This window comes from Actinokineospora lacus (assembly GCF_053813445.1).
On record NZ_JBQERA010000005.1, the window covers coordinates 452,629 to 470,188 of the forward strand.

Annotated in this window: 18 protein-coding genes; 5 read left to right on the forward strand and 13 right to left on the reverse strand. The window is 72.8% G+C overall.

Features of this window, described 5'->3' with window-relative positions; genetic code table 11:
• Positions 1-72 precede the first annotated feature (72 nt).
• From ACTG9Q_RS15305 to ACTG9Q_RS15325, 5 genes are read right to left on the reverse strand one after another with little or no spacing between them, the layout of a single operon-like run.
• Positions 73-816, reverse strand: a complete 744-nt coding sequence (locus ACTG9Q_RS15305) for a TenA family protein (RefSeq protein WP_455573432.1) — start codon at positions 814-816, stop codon at positions 73-75.
• Entirely contained in the window at positions 813-1,907 is a 1,095-nt protein-coding gene (locus ACTG9Q_RS15310) for an NAD(P)/FAD-dependent oxidoreductase (RefSeq protein ID WP_455573433.1), read from the reverse strand. Before ACTG9Q_RS15310 ends, ACTG9Q_RS15305 begins: the two co-directional genes overlap by 4 nt.
• Complete coding sequence (gene thiD / locus ACTG9Q_RS15315) at positions 1,904-2,704, reverse strand: bifunctional hydroxymethylpyrimidine kinase/phosphomethylpyrimidine kinase (protein ID WP_455573556.1); 801 nt, start codon at positions 2,702-2,704, stop codon at positions 1,904-1,906. Before thiD ends, ACTG9Q_RS15310 begins: the two co-directional genes overlap by 4 nt.
• Complete coding sequence (locus ACTG9Q_RS15320; RefSeq protein ID WP_455573434.1) at positions 2,704-3,207, reverse strand: nucleoside 2-deoxyribosyltransferase; 504 nt, start codon at positions 3,205-3,207, stop codon at positions 2,704-2,706. The genes thiD and ACTG9Q_RS15320 overlap by 1 nt, the downstream gene beginning before the upstream one ends.
• Positions 3,204-4,205 carry a thymidylate synthase gene (locus ACTG9Q_RS15325; RefSeq protein WP_455573435.1) on the reverse strand — a complete coding sequence of 334 codons (1,002 nt, stop codon included), beginning with the start codon at positions 4,203-4,205 and terminating at the stop codon, positions 3,204-3,206. Before ACTG9Q_RS15325 ends, ACTG9Q_RS15320 begins: the two co-directional genes overlap by 4 nt.
• 196 nt (positions 4,206-4,401) lie before the next feature.
• Here ACTG9Q_RS15325 and ACTG9Q_RS15330 point away from each other — a divergent pair, with 196 nt between their 5' ends.
• The 4 genes from ACTG9Q_RS15330 (at position 4,402) to ACTG9Q_RS15345 (ending at position 9,249) form a co-directional block, all read left to right on the forward strand.
• Positions 4,402-5,709 carry a helix-turn-helix domain-containing protein gene (locus tag ACTG9Q_RS15330; RefSeq protein ID WP_455573436.1) on the forward strand — a complete coding sequence of 436 codons (1,308 nt, stop codon included), beginning with the start codon at positions 4,402-4,404 and terminating at the stop codon, positions 5,707-5,709.
• Positions 5,706-6,893, forward strand: coding sequence for a cytochrome P450 (locus ACTG9Q_RS15335; protein ID WP_455573437.1), 1,188 nt, complete (start codon positions 5,706-5,708; stop codon positions 6,891-6,893). Before ACTG9Q_RS15330 ends, ACTG9Q_RS15335 begins: the two co-directional genes overlap by 4 nt.
• 45 nt (positions 6,894-6,938) lie before the next feature.
• The gene (locus ACTG9Q_RS15340) at positions 6,939-7,841 is read left to right on the forward strand and encodes an LLM class flavin-dependent oxidoreductase (RefSeq protein WP_455573438.1); all 903 of its coding nucleotides are present in this window, start codon (positions 6,939-6,941) and stop codon (positions 7,839-7,841) included.
• Between the two features lie 169 nt (positions 7,842-8,010).
• The gene (locus tag ACTG9Q_RS15345) at positions 8,011-9,249 is read left to right on the forward strand and encodes an MFS transporter (RefSeq protein ID WP_455573439.1); all 1,239 of its coding nucleotides are present in this window, start codon (positions 8,011-8,013) and stop codon (positions 9,247-9,249) included.
• A gap of 12 nt (positions 9,250-9,261) precedes the next feature.
• Here the strand turns inward: ACTG9Q_RS15345 and ACTG9Q_RS15350 are convergent, their stop codons facing one another.
• The 5 genes from ACTG9Q_RS15350 to ACTG9Q_RS15370 form a co-directional block, all read right to left on the reverse strand.
• Entirely contained in the window at positions 9,262-10,107 is an 846-nt protein-coding gene (locus ACTG9Q_RS15350; protein ID WP_455573440.1) for a tetratricopeptide repeat protein, read from the reverse strand.
• A gap of 65 nt (positions 10,108-10,172) precedes the next feature.
• The gene (locus ACTG9Q_RS15355) at positions 10,173-10,313 is read right to left on the reverse strand and encodes a hypothetical protein (protein ID WP_455573441.1); all 141 of its coding nucleotides are present in this window, start codon (positions 10,311-10,313) and stop codon (positions 10,173-10,175) included.
• 466 nt (positions 10,314-10,779) lie between these two features.
• Positions 10,780-12,360 (reverse strand): S8 family serine peptidase, encoded by a 1,581-nt coding sequence (locus tag ACTG9Q_RS15360; RefSeq protein WP_455573442.1) that lies wholly within the window; start codon positions 12,358-12,360, stop codon positions 10,780-10,782.
• A gap of 154 nt (positions 12,361-12,514) precedes the next feature.
• Positions 12,515-12,892, reverse strand: a complete 378-nt coding sequence (locus tag ACTG9Q_RS15365) for a cold-shock protein (protein WP_455573443.1) — start codon at positions 12,890-12,892, stop codon at positions 12,515-12,517.
• A gap of 264 nt (positions 12,893-13,156) precedes the next feature.
• Entirely contained in the window at positions 13,157-14,077 is a 921-nt protein-coding gene (locus tag ACTG9Q_RS15370; RefSeq protein ID WP_455573444.1) for a hypothetical protein, read from the reverse strand.
• A gap of 285 nt (positions 14,078-14,362) precedes the next feature.
• Here ACTG9Q_RS15370 and ACTG9Q_RS15375 point away from each other — a divergent pair, with 285 nt between their 5' ends.
• On the forward strand, positions 14,363-15,190 hold the full coding sequence (locus ACTG9Q_RS15375) for a hypothetical protein (RefSeq protein ID WP_455573445.1): 828 nt from the start codon (positions 14,363-14,365) through the stop codon (positions 15,188-15,190).
• Positions 15,191-15,355: 165 nt separating this feature from the next.
• On the opposite strand, the gene ACTG9Q_RS15380 is transcribed toward ACTG9Q_RS15375, so the two are convergent.
• The 3 genes from ACTG9Q_RS15380 to ACTG9Q_RS15390 form a co-directional block, all read right to left on the reverse strand.
• Positions 15,356-16,021, reverse strand: coding sequence for a class I SAM-dependent methyltransferase (locus ACTG9Q_RS15380; RefSeq protein WP_455573446.1), 666 nt, complete (start codon positions 16,019-16,021; stop codon positions 15,356-15,358).
• 25 nt (positions 16,022-16,046) lie between these two features.
• Positions 16,047-16,685, reverse strand: coding sequence for an RNA polymerase sigma factor (locus ACTG9Q_RS15385; RefSeq protein WP_455573447.1), 639 nt, complete (start codon positions 16,683-16,685; stop codon positions 16,047-16,049).
• Between the two features lie 253 nt (positions 16,686-16,938).
• Positions 16,939-17,433 (reverse strand): N-acetyltransferase family protein, encoded by a 495-nt coding sequence (locus ACTG9Q_RS15390; protein ID WP_455573448.1) that lies wholly within the window; start codon positions 17,431-17,433, stop codon positions 16,939-16,941.
• Positions 17,434-17,560 lie beyond the last annotated feature (127 nt).

Sequence of the window (17,560 nt, forward strand, 5' to 3'; positions counted from 1 at the left end):
GAGAGAGGAACCCGATGCGCGTCAAGAGTGGCGACCCGCGGGCGGCCTGTCACGGCCGCCCACCCGGAATGGCTACACGGCGGTCCGCGCCTCCACTGGCCGGGCGCCGCCGACCACTTGGTCCGCGTGGCAGCGGTGCCCGCCGGGCCAGGCCCCCTCCAGTGACCAGGCCGCGTCGAACACCCGCACCTGGTGCTCCAGGCTGCGCCGGTAGATCCGGAACAGGTGCTCGCGGCCCGCGTCGTCGGTGCGGCCCGCCTCCTCGGTGACCACGGCGCGGTGCGCGGCGCACATCTGCGAGCGGGTGCGCCGGGTGTACATGTCCGCCCAGCGCCGGTAGGCGGTCGGGCCCACGAGCTCCACCCCGCGGAACCGCGCGCCAATCACCTCGACGAACATCGCGCACGGCAGCAGCGCCGTGGCGATCTGCGGGAACGTTCCCTCATAGCCGGTGCGCACCAGGTGGTTGACGTAGCCCTCCCGGGCAGGCGAGGCCAGCAGGCGGTCCGGTTCCGGGGGCGCGTCGAAGCCCAGCTCGGCGACCAGCGACCGCTTCTCCTCCAGCTCAGCCACCGTGGACATGTCGTCGAGCACGTGCGCCGCGGCCGCGGCCCACTCGTGGCCGGTGGGCGCCTTGGCCACGCCCAGGGCGAGGGTGCGGTTGAACTCGGCCACGTGCGCGCCGTCGTCGAGCTGGAAGAACGCGAACTTGCGCGGTTCCAGCACCCCCGCCGCCAGCGCCTCGATCCACGGGTGCCGTCGATACGCCCGCCACAGGTCGGCCACCCGCTGGTCGCAATCATCCAAAAAGGTCATGCCGTGGCTCCTCGCCGCTCGGTGGAAGGGAAGCGGTCAGCGCGCAGTGCGTGCGGGCCCACCAGGTCGGCCATCACCATGCCCGCCACCAACCGGGCCGAGCCTGGGCCGCAGATGAACCCCTCGCCGCCGTGGCCGCAGCAGGCGAAGAGGCCCGGTGCCAACTCGTCCACCACCGGGAGGCCGTCCGGTGTGCCCGGGCGGACGCCCCACCACGCCGCGTCGATCCCGGCCCCGCCCAACGCGGGAATCCAGGCCGCGGCACCGCGGAGCACCCGGTGGTCGAGGTCGGCGGGCACGGCCGCGCCGTCGCGGGTCCAGCTGGCACCCACCACGACCCGGCCGTCCCGGCGCTGGTGGGCCATCAGCGCCACCGCCGTGGCGCGGGGATCGGTCGCCGGGCCCAGCCGCGGGCCCGCCACCAGGCCGCGCAGCGTGGGGGGCAGCGGCTCGGTCAGCAGGACGTGGCCCCGCACCCCCGCCAGCGGCAGGGACATCCCCAGCGGGGCGACGAGTTCTTCGGTCCCGAGCCCGGCGGCCAGCACGACCGACACCGCCGCGGTGCGACCCCCGTCCGATGTGGACACCCGCCAGCGACCGCCCGCGGTCCGTTCCAGCGCGGTCGCGCGGAGGCCCGCGCGCACACGCACCCCGGCGTGGCGCACCACCCGGTTCAGCGTGGCCACGACCAGGTCGGGCCGAAGCCTGCGACCCTCGTCGACCAGCAGCCCGCCCGCCGTGGGCGCGAGCCCCGGTTCCCGCTCGGCCACGCCTTGGGCGTCGAGCACCTGGCCGCGGCCCTGCTCGGCCAGCTCGGCCAGCTCCGCCGCGGTGCCCGCGAGTTCGAGCGAGCCCACGGCGATGCCGTCCCACTCGAACTCGCCCAGCCCGGCGAGCCGGTCGTAGAACCGCAGGCTGTCGCTCCACAGCGCACGGGGGGCGAAGCGCGGTGGGACCACTTGGCCCTGGGCCCGGTCCGAGGCACCCGGCCCACCCGCGTCGATGAGTTCCACGTCGAGCCCGCGTTCGGCCAGCGCCCACGCCGCGGCCAACCCCACGAGCCCGCCTCCGACGACCACGGCCTCGCTCATGCCCGGCTCCTGGCGAGCCTGCGCAGCCCGGCCCTGATGTCCACCGGGTGCACGCCCCGCCCGATGCCCGCCGCGCCCGCCCGCACCGCGGAGGCCACCACCTCGCGTGCGCGCCTCGCCGCACGAGGCAGCGGCATCCCCCCGGCCAGCAGCACGGCCAGCGCGGTGGAATGGGCGCATCCCGCGCCGTGCTCGCAGCCCGTGCGGTGGCGCACGCCCGCGATCGACGTGTGCTCCCGTCCGTCGAAGAGCCAGTCGCCGCCCCGCTCCCCGAGCGCGTCGGTGATCAGCACGGCCCGCGCCCCCAGCCCCGCCAGCTCCTCGGCGAGCACCGAGGGGCTCCACTCGTCGGGCAGCCCGGCGATGGCCTGCGCCTCGCGCAGATTGGGTGTCGCGACGCTCGCGACCGGGAGCAGGCGCGCCCGGACGGCGTCCAAGGCGTCACCGAGGGGTGCGCCGGAGGCCGTCACCAGCACCGGGTCCACCACGATGGGGACGCGCAGCGGCCCGATCAGCTCGACGACGGCATCGATCACCTCGCCGCTCCACGTGGTGCCCACCTTCACCGCGTCCACTCCGATGTCGGCCAGGACCGCCTCGATCTGGGCCGCCACCACGTCGGGCGGAATCCCGTGGGTGGCGCGCACGCCCTGCGTGTTCTGCGCGGTGACCCCGACCACGGCGGTGGCGCAATAGGCGTCCAAGGCGGTCGCTGCCTTGATGTCACCCTGGATGCCCGCTCCGCCGCCGGAGTCCGACGAACCGATCGCCAGGCAGCGCACCGGCCCAGGTCGCATCACGACGCCGCCCGCGCTCCGCGGTCGCCCGCCATGGCCGTCACCGACGCCACCGCGGCGCCGACGGCCTGCTCGAAGCGCGGGCCGTCGGCGTACTCGACGTAGACGACCGGAGCCACCGCGTGCAGCCCGGTGACCAGCGCCGCGTGCTCGACGCCTGGCTCCAGCACCAGCACCATCGGCTTGCCCAGCGCGCTGGCCCACCCGATCTCGACGTGGGTGCCGGGGGAAGCCGGGGCGCCGGGGAAGGCCACGAACACGTCGCAGTCCCGCATCCACGCCAAGTCGCGCGCGGTGCACTCGGTGTCCGGCACCAGGTTCTGGCCCCACCCCTCGGTCGTGTGCGCGTTGAAGACCCCGCACCCCTGGGCGCTGAAGAACTCGATCAACCGGGTGTAGCGGTGCCGGGCCCGCGGGTCGATGGCGCCCGTCACCGGATCGATGAGCCCTTTGAACGGGCCGCCGACGAACACCGTGGCGGTGGAGGTGGTGGACGAGGTCATGATGCTGCCTCCGCGGCGATGGGGGAGTGGTTCAGGGACGGGAACCGGGCGCTGATCATCCGGCGGTAGACGGGCGGCAGCCCGGCCAGCAGCGCGGCGGTGTCCCGCGCGCTCCCGTGCCGGACGCCGCGGTACAGCTCGAAGAGGACGGCGACGTGCCGCCAGTACTCGGGCAGCGGCAGGTCCCGCACCGCGTCCGGGGTGAGCCTGAGCCGGTCCACGCGCAGCGCCGCCTCCACGGCCATCAGGCGGTCGACGTGCTCCCGCTGGTCGCCGGAGGGCATGGCGGGCATCCGGTCGTCCAGTTCCGCGCTCGCGGCGACGACCCGACGGGCCGCGGCGGCGTCCGGGGCGTAGAGGTGCGAGGACCCCACCATGTGCACATAGGACCCGGTGCCGACACCGAGTTGGGCGGCCATGAGCTCCTGCAGGAAGGTGAACGAGAAGACGTCGCTGACCATCCCCCGGAAGGCGTCGTTGGCACGCATGTAGCCGACGGTGAACAGCCGGTCCTCCCGGATGAAGAACTGCAGTCCCAGGGTGCAGGCCACGTCCGGGTTGCCAGGGACGGTCAGCTCCTCCGGTTGGAAGATCTGCACCACCGCGCGCTTGCTGTCGCGGTCGTCGGCCAGGGTGCGCGCGACCGAGGCCCACTGGTCCAGCACGGTCGCGCCGAAGCGGAAGATGCGGGGGCCGTACGCGGTTCCGGTCACGGTGTCGGCCCCGGAGACGAACCGGCTGACGCCTGGGGCGTAGTAGGACAGGTATCCGATGTCGTCGCGGCCCGCGAAGTACCACAGCACCTCGGCGAGGCAGAAGACGATGTTGGCGCGCCGGACCGGGCACGGCACGAGCCTGCGCCGGGCATCGGCGACCTCGAAGGACACCCCCAGCCGCTCGACGCTGCTGAAGCCCCTGGGCGCGTTGGAGAACCGCGGCCGGGCGAGCAGTTCGGCGAGCTGAGCGAGATAGGCCTCGTGGAATCCAGCGTGCGGCATGAGGGCACCTTCCGGCCGAACGAGGTCCAACCAGCGGACCCGGGCCGTGAAATCTAGCTCTCATCCGGGAAGCGCGTCCGTACTTTTCCTGCGACCCGCGGGCGTTCCGATCCGGCGAAAGCGTGGTGAAAGCCAGGTGGAAGAACGGGAGCCCATGGTGTCGGTCCGATCCTCCACGTGAGACGGACGGTCCGGTATGACGACTTATGCTCGGCAGCGCGTCGACGACCACGCGGGTGCGACCCTCGGCCGTCGGATCGCCTACCACCGGCTTCGGTGCGGGTACTCCCAGCGCGACCTGGCGGCGTTGGTGAACCGCTCGGAGTCCTGGGTCTCCCAGGTCGAGCGCGGGGTGCGGCGCATCGACCGGATGTCGGTGCTGCGCGTCGTCGCCGACGCCGTCCGCGCCCCCCTGGACGAGCTGGTCACCGACACCCCGCTCACCGGGGCGGTCGCGGAGCGGCCGGACACCGCCGACGGACTGCGCCTGCTGCTGGCCGCCGGGGTCACCCCGTGGTCCACCGCGGATTCCGCGGCACGTGAGGGGGACGAGCTGCTGCCCGCCCGGGTCGGCGAGGCGGCGGACTTGGCCCGGCGGGCCAGGTACGAGGTGCTGCCGGGGGTCATGGCGCCCCTGCTCTTCGACCTCGAACGCGCGGCCCGCGCCGCGTCCGCGGGGAGGCGGACCGCCCTGCACGCGCTGGCTGCCCGGGCTTACCTCATTGCCGCCGACGCCCTGTGCAGGCTGGGGGACACCACCTCGGCCTGGCTGGCCGCCGACCGCGCCGCGCGCGCTGCCGAGCGTTCCGGCGACCGGTCGCAGGTCGCCGTCTGCGCAGCCGCCTTGGTCCGGGTGCTCAGCGTGAGCGGCAGGCACGTCCAGGCCGAGCACACCGCAGGCGCCGCCATCCGGGCGCTGCTGTCCGCGCTACCCGCCCTCCCGGCTGCTCCGGTGGTGGACGTCGCCCGCGCCCACACCGCCGACCCCGAAGTCCAGGCCGTCGCCGCGCTCCTCTGGCTGGAGACCGCGATGGCCAGCGCCCGCCGCCACGACCGCGACCAGGCCCGGCGGGCGCTGGACCGCGCGGGCGTCGCCCTGGACCGCGTCCGCCGCGACCGGATGGACGACTTCCCGGACGGCCCGGTCCGGATCAGCCGGGTCGACCTGGCCCTCACCGAGGTCTCGGCCGCGGTCGAGCTGGGCGAGGCGGCCACGGCGCTGCGCCAGTCGGTGCCGCTGAGCGCCCTGCACCTCCCGGCAGACCGCGCCGTGCAGCTCAAGCTCGACATCGCCCGCGCCCATCTGCAGCGCGGGGACACCGCGGGCGTGGTGCGCGCGACGCTGGAGGCCGAGCTGCTCGCCCCCGGGTACGTCCGGCAGCACCACTGGGTGCGGCCCGCCCTGCGGAACCTGGCCCGCGCCGCCGCCGCGCCCAGCCCGGCGCTGCTCCACTTGGCGGCCCGCTGCGGCCTGGACGCCCGGGTCCGGGGAGGCCGCCCGTGACCGCCGTCGGGCAGGCCCCGCACATCGACGTCACCGGCCCCGGCTTCCACTTCGGCCGCTCGGACGTGCACGCCGCCAGGGAACTCGGCTGGCACGCGCGCACCCCGATCGGTCCGATGGTGCTGCGCTACGCCGAGGCCACCGACATCCTCGCCGACCGGCGGCTCTCGCCCACCGGCGCCGGGCACCTGGCGCTGCACGGGATCGATTCCGGGCCGATCCACGATTACTTCTCGGTCAACCTCTCCAGCCGCGCCCGCAACGACCACGTGCGCCTGCGCGCTGTCCTGGCGCCCTATCTCGGCTCCCGGAGGTTGGCCTGCCTGCGCGCCTTCGCCACGGCCAGAGCGCGTGAGCTGGCCGAGGGCCTGGCCGGGGAAGCCGAGGTGATGTCCGACTTCGCCGGTCCCCTGGCGTTCGCGGTGTGCTGCGAGCTGCTGGGGCTGCCGCCCGAGGACGCCGACCGGTTCGCGGCGGCGTCAGCGGAGGTGGGCTTGGTGTTCAGCCTGTCCATGGACGGTCTTCGGCCGCTGGTCGAGGCGCACCTGGCGACCCTGTCGGACTACTTCGACGACCTGCTCGCCCGGCGGCTGCGCGAGCCCGGCGCCGACTTCGTCTCCGCGCTCGCCGCCGCCATGGCCGCCGAGGGCATCAGCCGCGCCCAGTGCCGCAGCGTCCTCACCTCGCTGGTCATGGGCGGCCACGACGCTCCGATGCACCAGGTGGGGTGCGCGGTGGCCGCACTCGCCGAGCACCCCGAGCAGTGGGCGCTGCTGGGTGGGGAGCCGCGCCTGGCCGACCGTGCCACCGAGGAGATCCTGCGCTGGACCGCGCACACCCACACGATGCGCTTCGCCGTGGCGGACTTCGAGTACGCGGGCCTGGCCGTGCCGATCGGCGGCCCGGTCCTCACCGCCAACACCGCCGCCAACCGCGACCCGCGCGCCTTCGCCAGACCGGAGGTCTTCGACATCGCCGCCGAGCGGCGGCGGCCGCCGATCGCCTTCGGCGGCGGGCCGTACTTCTGCCCCGGCAGCGCGCTCGGCCGCATGCTCATCGCCGTGGCGGTCACCGCGCTGACCGGGCGCTTCACCCCGCCGTCGGCCGCGGGGCCCAGCCGCTGGCGGCCCCGCACCACCACCGCCTACGGACCCGACCACCTGCCGCTGATCTTCGCGGCCTGACCAGTCGGTCGGCTCCGCCGCCGACCACACGTGAGGAGCATCCCCATGCGAGTGGGCATCGTCATCCTGCCCGAGCGGCGCTGGGCCGAGAACCGGCGCCGCTGGCAGGCCGCCGAGGAGTACGGCTTCGACCACGCCTGGACCTATGACCACCTCGGCTGGGGGCCGCTGCTGGACGGGCCGTGGTTCGACGCGGCCACCACGCTGGCGGCCGCGGCCGGGGTCACCTCCACGATCCGCCTCGGCACCTTCGTCAGCTCGCCCAACTTCCGGCACCCGGTGTCCTACGCCCGCCAGGTCATCTCCCTCGACGACGTCTCCGACGGACGCCTCACCCTCGGGCTCGGGTCCGGCGGAGGTGGCCACGACCGCACCGTGTTCGGCGTGCCCGACCTGAGCCTGGCCGACCGGCTCGGCCGCTTCGGCGAGTTCGCCGACCTGCTTGACCGGCTGCTGACCGAGGAGAAGGTGGACTTCGACGGCGAGTTCTACCGCGCCGTGGACGCCCGCAACACCCCCGGTTGCGCGCAGCGGCCCCGCGTTCCCTTCCTGGTCGCCGCCAACGGCCCCCGGGCCATGCGCGTGGCCGCCCGGCACGGGCAGGCGTGGCTCACCGGCCCGATCGCCGCGGAAGTGCGGGGACGGCTGTCCACCGAGGTGGACGGCTGGTGGCGCGACGTCGCCCGGCTGGTCGAGCAGTTCGACGAGGCGCTGGCCGCCGAGGGCCGCCCCGCGGCCTCGGTCGAGCGCCACATCACCCTGGACGGCTCCCCGCTGCTGTCGATGTCCAGTGTGGACGCTTTCGTCCACCACGTCGGCAAAGCGCGGGAACTGGGTTTCACCGACGCGATCACCCACTGGCCCCGGCCGGAAGGGATCTACCAGGCCGATGAAGCGGTGCTGGAAGCGGTCGCGTCGGACGTCCTGCCCATGTTGAAAGCGCGCTGAGCAGCCCTCTGGGCGTGGGGTCGTCGGACGGCGCGGCCGGAATCGTGCCGTGCCGTCCGGGATCGGAACCGAGCCGAGCGTGGTGGCGTACTCGGGGAAACATCCAGCGCGGCGACGCGGTCTCCCCGGAGGACGAGATGACAGGCGCGGTCTCGGCAGCTGATCCGACATGACCCGCCCGTCGTTGGCGCGGCGGTACGTGTCGGTCCTGCCCAGGGGAAGTGCCCTGGTGCTCACCGTCGACGCGGTGAGCGCGTTCGGGTTCGGGGCGTCGTTCCCGTTCCTCACCGTCTACCTGACCGCCACCAAGGGTTTCGACCTCGTGACGGCGGGGGCGGTGGCCGCTCTGCTGGTGGTGTCCGCGCTGGTCGGCGCACCGGTGGGCGGCGCGCTCGCGGACCGGGTCGGGCCGAGGATGTGCGTTGCGCTGGGGTTCGCCTGCGACGCGGCAGGCACCGCGGGCCTGCTGCTGGCGACGGACTCCCTCCTGGCCGGGGCGGCTGCCGTGGTCTGCGGCTTCGGCGCCTCGATGACGGGTCCGGCGACCGACACCGCGCTCGCCACGGCGGTGGCCCCTGAGCAGCGCTCAACCGCGTTCTCGCTCAAGCACATCGTGCACAACATCGGCATGGGTGCGGGGTCGGTCGCCGGGGCACTGGTGATCGACCCGAGTGACAGCTCGTCCTATGCCATTCCGTTCACAGTGGACATCGGCGCCGCTGTGGTGGCCGCTGCCCTGGGGCTTTTCCTCACCAGCAGCCGTCCCGAGGACTCAGGGGAGGACGAGCCCGCCGAACGGGTGGGGTACGCCGCGGTCGCGCGCGATCCGCTGCTCCGCCGGATCCTGGGCGTCGCCCTGGGCTTGTTCGTCGGTGGATTCGGCGCGTTCAGCGTCGCCCTCCCCGCGCACATGGCCGTCGGTCTCGGCTTGGACCCCCGCCTGCTCGGGGTGTGGTTCACCGTGAACACGGTCGTCGTCATCGGGGTCCAGCTGCTGGCTCTCCGGATGATGCGCGGCAGGCGCCGGACAAGCGCCCTCGCCGTGATGGCGGCGCTCTGGGCCGCGGGTTGGGGGTTGGTCCTGTACGCGGGAACCGTCGGGGTGGTCGCGGCCACCGTCTTGGTGCTGGCCAGCGCCGCTGTCTTCGGAGTGGGGGAGACCCTGTTCGCCCCGACCCTGCCGGTCCTCGTCAACGCCATCGCCCCGCCCTCCGCGGTCGGGCGCTACAACGGGGCCTTCGCGTTCGTCATGACCGTGGGCAACGCCCTGTCGATGGTCTTGGCGGGACTGCTGCTCCACGGCGGTCTCGCCGGGGTGTTGTTCACCGGCTGCCTGGTGGTCTGCCTCGTTTCCGGCTGCGCCGCCCGGCGGCTCGTGATTCCCGCGGCGGTCGACCGCAGCACGTGATGACCGGCGGGCTCACCTGCCCACAGCCGCCAGTCCCTCCGCCACTCGCTGCCTGACCGGGTGGTCGGCGCAGGCGCGGGCTTGGACGACGGCCGCCGCCTGCTTGAACGCCTGCCGCGCCGCCGCCCGGAAGCCCGCCAGGAGGTGGATCCGCGCGGTGTTCGCCAGCGCGGTCAGGGTGTAGGGGCTGCCCTCGCCGTGGACCGCCACGCGGATGGCCAGGCACAGCGCCTGCAGCTCGCCCGCCTGCCGCAGCCGTCCCCGGCCCGCCTCGATCGCGGCGAGGTTGTGCAGCGCGGAGGCCGTCTCCTCCCGGGGCCCCTGCCCGGAACCCGTCAGGTGGCTGAGCGCGCCGACCAGCAAGGGCTCGGCTTCGGCTGCCCGCCCGAGGGAGACCAGGACCGCCGCGAGCGCGACCTCGTCGGCGGCGACGCCGTCCCGGTCGTCGCCGTGGAACCGCCGCCTCAGGTCCACCGCGCGCTGTGCGGGCGCCTCGGCGTCGTCGAACCGGCCCGCCGCGTGCAGGGCGCCGCCGATGTTGTGCTGGATGTCGGCCATCATCGGGTGCGCCTGCCCGAGCGCCGAGCCGACCGCCGACTCCGCCCTTCGGTACCAGGCCACTGCTCGGCCGGGCTGCCCGGAGTACTTGAACGCGAGCCCGATCTCGATCCACAGTAGGGACCTCGACGCCGCGTCCACGCCGATCGAGGCGCCCACGACGGCCGCCTCCCGCAGGGCCGCGAACGCCGAGGGGAAGTCACCGGAGATCCTGGCGGCACGCCCGCGCAGGTACCAGGCGCGAAACGCGCGTCGCCGAGACTCGTCATCAGCTCCGCCGGACATGTCGCTTGTCTGCAAACCGGTCTCCAGGAAAGCGCCGAGGGCGTGCGCTGTGGCACAGCGCACGCCCTCGGGGGAAAACGTCAGAGGATGACGTCGTTGCTGTTCTTCAGGCGCAGACCCGACTCGAGCAGCGGCTGGGTCTCGGTGTCACCGAGCTCGGCCAGCGACTCGACCAGCTCGGCCAGCTCCAGGTCCAGGTCCTGCAGCGTCTCGTTCGTCATGTGACAACTCCGTTTCTGTTGGTGTGTCGAGCAAAGCGAATACCGGTTTCAGGTAGCGGTCACCGGTCTTCCAACCCGCGTGGAGGATCAGGGAAGGGTGGCCCGTTCTGTGCCAGTCGGGTTGCCCTCGGCAGACCCGTCTATCCGGGAGGGGCCTTCCGCGGCGGCTTTGGGGGATGACCGCCGCGGAAGGCGTGGGAACCCCGGCGGCGCGGAGAGGGGGTGACCGCGGGCCGGGGCGAACGGACGGTCACCAGACGGCGTCCGCTCCACTCCCTCCATGGGTACGCGCGGAGGTCGGGAATCGGTTCTCGCAAATGGTGAACTCTGTTGGATTCATCGTCCGGCCTGCCGGTCCACGTCGACCGGTGGGAAGAGGTCCCAGCCAAGGGTCGCGGGCATCTGCCCCAGGACAAGTCTTGACCGCGGCCCGCCACAGCGGCGGGCCGCGGTCAAGACGCCTCCGCTACAGGCGCAGCGTCCAGAAGTCGATCCTGCCGGTGGTGCCCGCGACGGCGTCGACGACCTCAAGGCGCCAGGTCCCGTTGTTGCGCGCGGGTGCGCCCGAGATGGACTGGGTGATCCGGATGCTGTTCGGGCCGTGCCCGTGCCTGGGCATCGTCAGCTGGACCCGCGAACCGTCCGGGCGGACGATGAAGGCCGTCAACTGGGTCCGGTCCGCGTGGGTGATCGAGACGTCGACGGCGACAGTGGCCGCCGCTGTGGTGTCGGCCTGGTCGGCGACGGTGATACCGGAGGCGGCGGTCGAGCGGTCCGGGATCGAGCCGCCCGTGCCCCTGTAATAGCCGCCAACGTGCAGCAGCCGGCTGGGAGAGCCGTTCGCCTCCAGCACCACGCCCGCGGTGGCCTCTTTGTTGAGCAGGGCGAACAGCGCCGCCGGGCGCAGCGGCGCGCCCGCGTTGCGTGCCTGGATCAGCGCCGCGGCTCCCGCGACCTGCGGGGCGGCCATCGACGTGCCATTCTGCGCGATCATGCCGTCATTGGACTTGTGGCTCGCCGAGCGGACCGCGTAACCCGGGGCGAAGATGTCCACGCAGCTGCCCCAGTTGGAGAACAGGGCACGCTTGTCGCTGGGGGCCAGGGCCGCCACGGTGTAGGCCTCGGGCACGCGCGCGGGCGACCTCGTGCAGGCGTCCGTGCCTTCGTTGCCCGCCGAGACGATGAACGGGATGCCCGCCAGGGTGGCCCGCTTGATGGCCTCCTCCAACACCACCGCGGACGAGCTCGCGCCGTAGCCGTAGGACAGGTTGACCACCGAGTGCTTCGGGGCGGTGGCGGCGATGTGGTCCACGGCCATCGCCAGGTCGCCGATCCTGGTCGACGTCGCCGTGCACGTGTTGGTGATCTTCAGACCGATGATCTCCGCGGTCTGGGCGATCCCGTGCGTCGCGCCTGCCGCCAGTGCCGCGACATGGGTGCCGTGACCGTGGCAGTCGCCCCCGAAGGGCAGGTTCGGGGGCGCGTCGGGCTCCGGCGGAGCGAAGATGTGCTCCATCCGCGCCCGGCCGCCGAACTCCTTGTGCTGGACGTTGATGCCGGAGTCGATGATGTAGACGCGCGGCCTGGGCCCCGTGCCGGGGGGTGTGCCCGCGGCGTTGTACCTCTGGTTCAGCGCCGCGCCGCGCTGGTCGACGCGGTCGAGGTGGGCGGGGGCGTTGGACTGCACCGACGCGGCCTCGGCGTAGACGTCCTGGTCGACCCGCACGACACCGGGTTCGCGGGAGAGGGCGCGGGCGTCATCGGCGGCCATGTTGGTGGCGAACCCCTTGACGGTCGCCTTGTAGATCCAGCCCAGCTTGCCGTTGTGCTTCGCGGTGAGCTCCTTGCCCAGCTGCTCGACGCGCTCGGCGGGCAGGTCGTCGGACAGCGTCACCAGGAACCGGTTCGGCACGCCGTTCTCGGCGACGGCGGTGAACCGGCTGTCCGCGGCCGCGGTGCTCGTCGGCCCGCTCTGGTCAGGGGGCCGCGCTTCCTGGCTGTCGCACGCGGCACTGGCCACAGCGACCACGGCCAGGACCGTTGCCACGGACTGTCTCCGCCGATCCCTCATCTGTCCTGCATTGGGGCGTGGCACGGCTGTCCCTTCATCTGTGTTGATCGGCTGTCCTGCTTTCACCGCGTGCTGGCGGTGCGCGCGGACCAAGGCGTCGTCGTTCGTGTCGACGGTGGTCGGCGGTGGTTCACACCGCGGGCGGGTTCAGGCGCGAGGCGAGTCGCCGCATGTCCCGGGCCGCGTAGAAGGCGGCCTGCGCGCCGACCGAACGGCCCTCCCGCAGCACCTGCGCCACGCCGTCCAGCCGTCGGACCACGGCTTCGACGGAGTCGAGCAGTTCCTTCGCCGACGAGGTCGCGGCAGGCTCGGCCTCCTGCACGACGGTGACGGCCGTGGCCTGCTGACCGCGCTCGCCGTCCTCGGTGGTGAACTCGACGACGTCCCCCGCGTTCAGCCTGCCCGAGGCCACCGCGGTGGCGTGGACGTAGACGTCGGTGCCTTCGTCGCTGGTGATGAAGCCGAAGCGCTTGGCGCGGTCGTACCACTTGACGGTTCCGGTGAGCATGTTGGACTCCGCGTGCTTTCGTTTTCTTGTGGACGGGCCGTCGGCGTGTTCGACGGCTCCTCCTGCCTTACGCCAGTGACGCCGCTTCGGGTTCCTCGCCTGGCTCGCGATTCCCGCTTTCGCGTGGTCCGCCATTCGTGTGCCGCAACTGTTCGGGCACACCGTTTCGGTGCGTCGTTCGGTGCGTCGTTCGGTGCGTCGGTTCGGTGCGTCAGGGCCGCCGCGTGGCCGAGGCGCGGCGGCCCTGCCCGCGGTGGGCGGTGCTCAGGCGCCCGCCTTCTTGCCGTCGGGGGCCGCGGCGAACCACGTGTCGCCCACGCCCTGGCCGTTGGTGTCGCAGGGAACCTTGTCCCCCGCGAACCGGTACAGCGGCCAGCCGCCGACCGTGGCCTGGCGGGTGCCGTCGGAACGTTCGACCACGCCGACATCGGCCTTGTCCAGGCCGTCGACCACGACCTCGGCGCCCTCGGGCACCAGCACCGGCGGCCACTTCTCCGCGCAGCCGCCGTCGCAGGTGGACCGTGACGGCTCGGACTCGTCCTTGTCGAAGCGGTAGAGCGTCATGCCCTCGCGGTCGGTGACCACGTTGCCGAGCCCGGTGATCGGCATCACCGCGAGCCGGACGTCGGCGACGGCACCCGAGGGAGCGGGGGTGGCGGCCTTCTTGCCCTCGGCGGTGAAGGCGAACCACTTGCCGCCCGCACCCTGGCCCTTCACATCACCGGGCTCGGTGTCCTTGCTGTAGTAGTACGCGGGCCAGCCCGCGACGGTCAGCTGTGCTTGGCCGTCCTCGCGGCCGACCGAACCCAGCAGGCCCTCGTCGATCCCCTCGACATCGAGCGCCGCGGCGTTGTCGACGAGCACCGGCGGCCAGGCGCTCGCGCACTCACCCTCGCAGGTGGAGTTCGGCGGCTTGGCCGTGTCGGTGTCGAACCGGTAGAGCGTCATGCCCCCACCGTCGGTGATGATGGTGCCGAGCTCACCGGAACCCGTTCGCAGTGACACGGGACCGCTCTCGGCGCTCCCCTCGGTGCTCTCGGCCCCGGTGGCCCCGGCCTCCGCCGTGCTTTCCGCCTGCCCCGTCGGGACCGGCAAGCCGTCGATCCCGTCACCCTTCCCGCACGCGCCCACGAGCAGCCCGGTGGCCACCGCGATGGCGGTCAGGGCCGTCTTGCTCCGGTGCATGTCCACTCCCACTTCGGATCATCGGCAATTCGCTGTCGTACCCGGTACGCCGCCAAGCGCGCATCGGGTTGCACTCCACCCGTTGCCGCTCAACGATTTCCGGTCACGACAGCGCAGCGCGACGGCGCGCGTGGCGCGCACGCCCCTCCTCGGCCGAGCCGACGGCGGTCCGCCTCGTGGTTCCCGCGCGACAACGGCTGTGTGTGATCTCTCAAACAGCGATGTCCGGGGGCTTTGGGCGCGTACCAGCGCTGACAACGAACGATGAGCCACGGGGAGTCCACAATGTCCACCAGCAGGAAGCACATCCGCCGCGCCGCGGCCGCCGCCATGGTCCCGACCGCGCTCGCCTTGGCGTTCGGCGGGAACGCCCACGCCGCGACCGCGACCGCGGGGGGCGACGTGAAGGTCGTCCAAGGCGTGCTCGTCTACCTGGGCAGCTCGGCCGACAACGAGGTCGAGGTGCTTCCCTTCGGCAGCAAGATCCGCGTCCGGGACGCCGCCGGAATCACCGCGGGTGCCGGGTGCCGCATCGTCAGCGCGGCCGCCAACCTCGCCGAGTGCACCGCCACCAGCGGCCTGATCGCGCAACTGGGCTCCGGTGACGACGTGTTCACCAGCGAGTGGGCCACCCTGGGCTACGTCAACGGCGAGGACGGCGCCGACTCCTTCTACGCGGGCGTCGCCGACGGCGTCAGCCGCATCCAGTACATCGGCGGAAGGGGTGCCAACGACGTGGTCGTCTACCACCGCGCCGCCTCGGGTGTGGCCGCGAGCCTGGCCCCGGCGTATGGGAAGGACACCACCGGGGCCGACGGCCGCGAAGGCGACCTGGACACCCTCGCGGGCGACATCGAGGCCATCATCGGCAGCGTCCACAGGGACTCGCTGTTCGGCAACGAACTGGCCAACGGCCTCCACGGCGGCGCAGGCCGCGACCGCATCTTCGGCAACGACGGCGTCGACGTCATCAACGCCCAGGACGGGGCCAACGACCTCTACATCGACTGCGGCGGCCGCACCGACACCCCCTATGGCGACAAGGACATCGCCATCATCGACGCCGCTGACACCACCCACCGCTGCGAGACAAAGCGGATCTCCGGCTCCTGATGACCGCGGCCCTCCCGACCGGGCGGGCCGCGAGCGCGCGCGGTGACGGCGGCGCATCAGCTGGTTCTGGAGGTTCCCGCGCTGCGGATAAGCAGGCGACGCGGGGCTTCATCACCTCGCCGACGGGTTCATGTTTCCCGCCCGGCTTCGAGTTCGGGCGCACCCTCAACTGACCGGACTGGCCACCGGACCGCGGTCGATGCGGAAGAACCCCCAGATCGGGTGGCCGATCGGCAGCTCCACCGCACGGGCGAAGCCCGCGCGCAGCGCCCACTCGCGCGCCGTGGTCCAGGTGAGGCAGGGGGCCTGCCCTGAGGCCTGGTGCGGGGCCGGACGCCGCGCGCCGCGGCCGCCCTCGTCCCGCCCCGAGGGGTACCCGGGGGGCTTGGGGCGAACTCCGGCGAGCAGGACCGCGCCGCCGGGCTCCAGCGCCGAGCGCACCCTCGTCAGGGCGGACACGGGGTCGCCCAGCCGGGGCATCGTGCCCAGCAAGCACACCAGGGCGTAGCCGGGCAGACCGTCCGGCAGCGGAGCCACCGCTTCCCAGACGGTGAACCGAACCCGGTCGTCGAGTCCGGCCGCGCGGGCGCGCTCCCGGGCACCGGCCACCGCGGTGGCGTCCTGGTCGAGGCCGTGCACACGCGCGGCCGGGAACGCCCGCGCCAGTGCCAAGGCCGCCCAGCCCGTGCCGCAGCCCGCGATCGCCACTGTCCCGCCTTCTGACAGGCGGGCCGTCACGTCGGGCAGGGCCGTCATCCACGCCGACACCTGGTCGCGGGGCGCGTCCGGGTCGGTGCGGGCCGTGGGGCCCAGGCCGGTGAGCCAGCTCATGGCCCGTCCGCTTCCGGGCGCCCGGTCATCCGGCCACCGGCCGCAGGTGGTCCAGGGTCACCTGGAGCTTGCGCTGGGCCCGGTGCAGGCGTGACTTCACCGTGCCCATCGGCAGGCCCAGGTGCGCGGAGATCTCGGCGTGGGTGAAGTGGTTGTAGTAGGCCAGCTGGATGAGCTGTTGATCGGTGATCGGCAGCGCGGCCAGCGCGGTGCGGATCTGCCAGGCCAGCCAGGGCGCCTCGTCATCGTGGCGGGTCGCCGAGTCCAGGTGCGCGGACTCGTGGGGTTGCACCCGGTTGCGGTCGGTGTGCTTGCGGTGCATGTCGATCGCCGTGCGCCGGGTGATCGTGTACAGCCAGGGCGCCAGCGGTCGCTCCGGGTCGAAGGCCGCGGCCGCGCGCCAGGACTGCAGCAGGGCCTGCTGCACGGCGTCGGCGGCCAGGTGGTGGTCGCCCAGCACGTGGTGGGCCACGGCGAACATGCGGTGGGCGTAGGTGTCGTGGATGGTTTTCATCGCCGACACCTCGCCCCGGGCGAATCTCCTCCGGAACTCGATGTCGTCACCGATCTCGCGGACCGGCTCGGGCGTGACGCGGGCGGTGTGGTCCGGCGCCGTGGACGGGACGGACGCCAGTGTGCCGCGGATCGTGTGCGTGGTGTTCATGGGTTCCTCACGTGTGTCGCCCGTGGTGTGGTGACACAGTGCGGTGCACGTCTGTCCCCTGACTTGCAGTTCGCTTTCAGATTCACCCGTCCGGAAAGACAGCGATCACCAAAAGTGACATATATCGAGGTCACGGCAGGTTCACGGACGACCCGCGCTGCGTGCCGGATCACCCTTCCAGCAGTACGCGGCCACCCTGGTGCTCGGATCACGGGCAGCTGATCGGGTTCGGTGTCGACCGGAGGCAGGCACCTCACGCGCTTGGCCGGAGCCTGGCCATGATGTGCGCGTCCTGCCAGCCACCGTCGCCGTAGCACGACCGCGACATCGTGCCCTCGATGTGGAATCCGGCGCTCTCGTAGAGCTGGATCGCGCCGGTGTTCTCGGTGAACACGACCAGGCCGAGCCTGGTGAGGTTGAGCCAGTTGTCGGCCACGTCGATCATTGACCCCAGCAGCGCCCGGCCGACGCCTTGGCGAGCGCGGTCCTCGCGCGTGGCGAGCAGGTTGACCTCGCCCCTGTGCCGGTAGCGGGGCACACCGGGGTAGGTCACCAGCTCGCCGAAACCGATGACCTGGCCATCAGCCTCGGCCACCACCTGGTAGAGCCCCTCCTTGGGAGTGAACCGCTCGCGGGACTGCCACAGCGGCGAGAGCGGCACCCTGGTCGAACCGCGCGCCACGTGCGGGCTGGTCAGGATGGCGTGCAGCTCCTCATGGTCCTTCTCGGCGACGGCACGAATCAGCATGGGGCTCTCCTCCGCGTGGGTGCGACTGGATGAGTACGCCCCGGCACCGCCATCGGTTCTCCCGGCAGGCGCAGCCGGGTCCTCGAACGCGGGCGCCATCCTCAGACCGCGAGTGGGATGTGCCCCG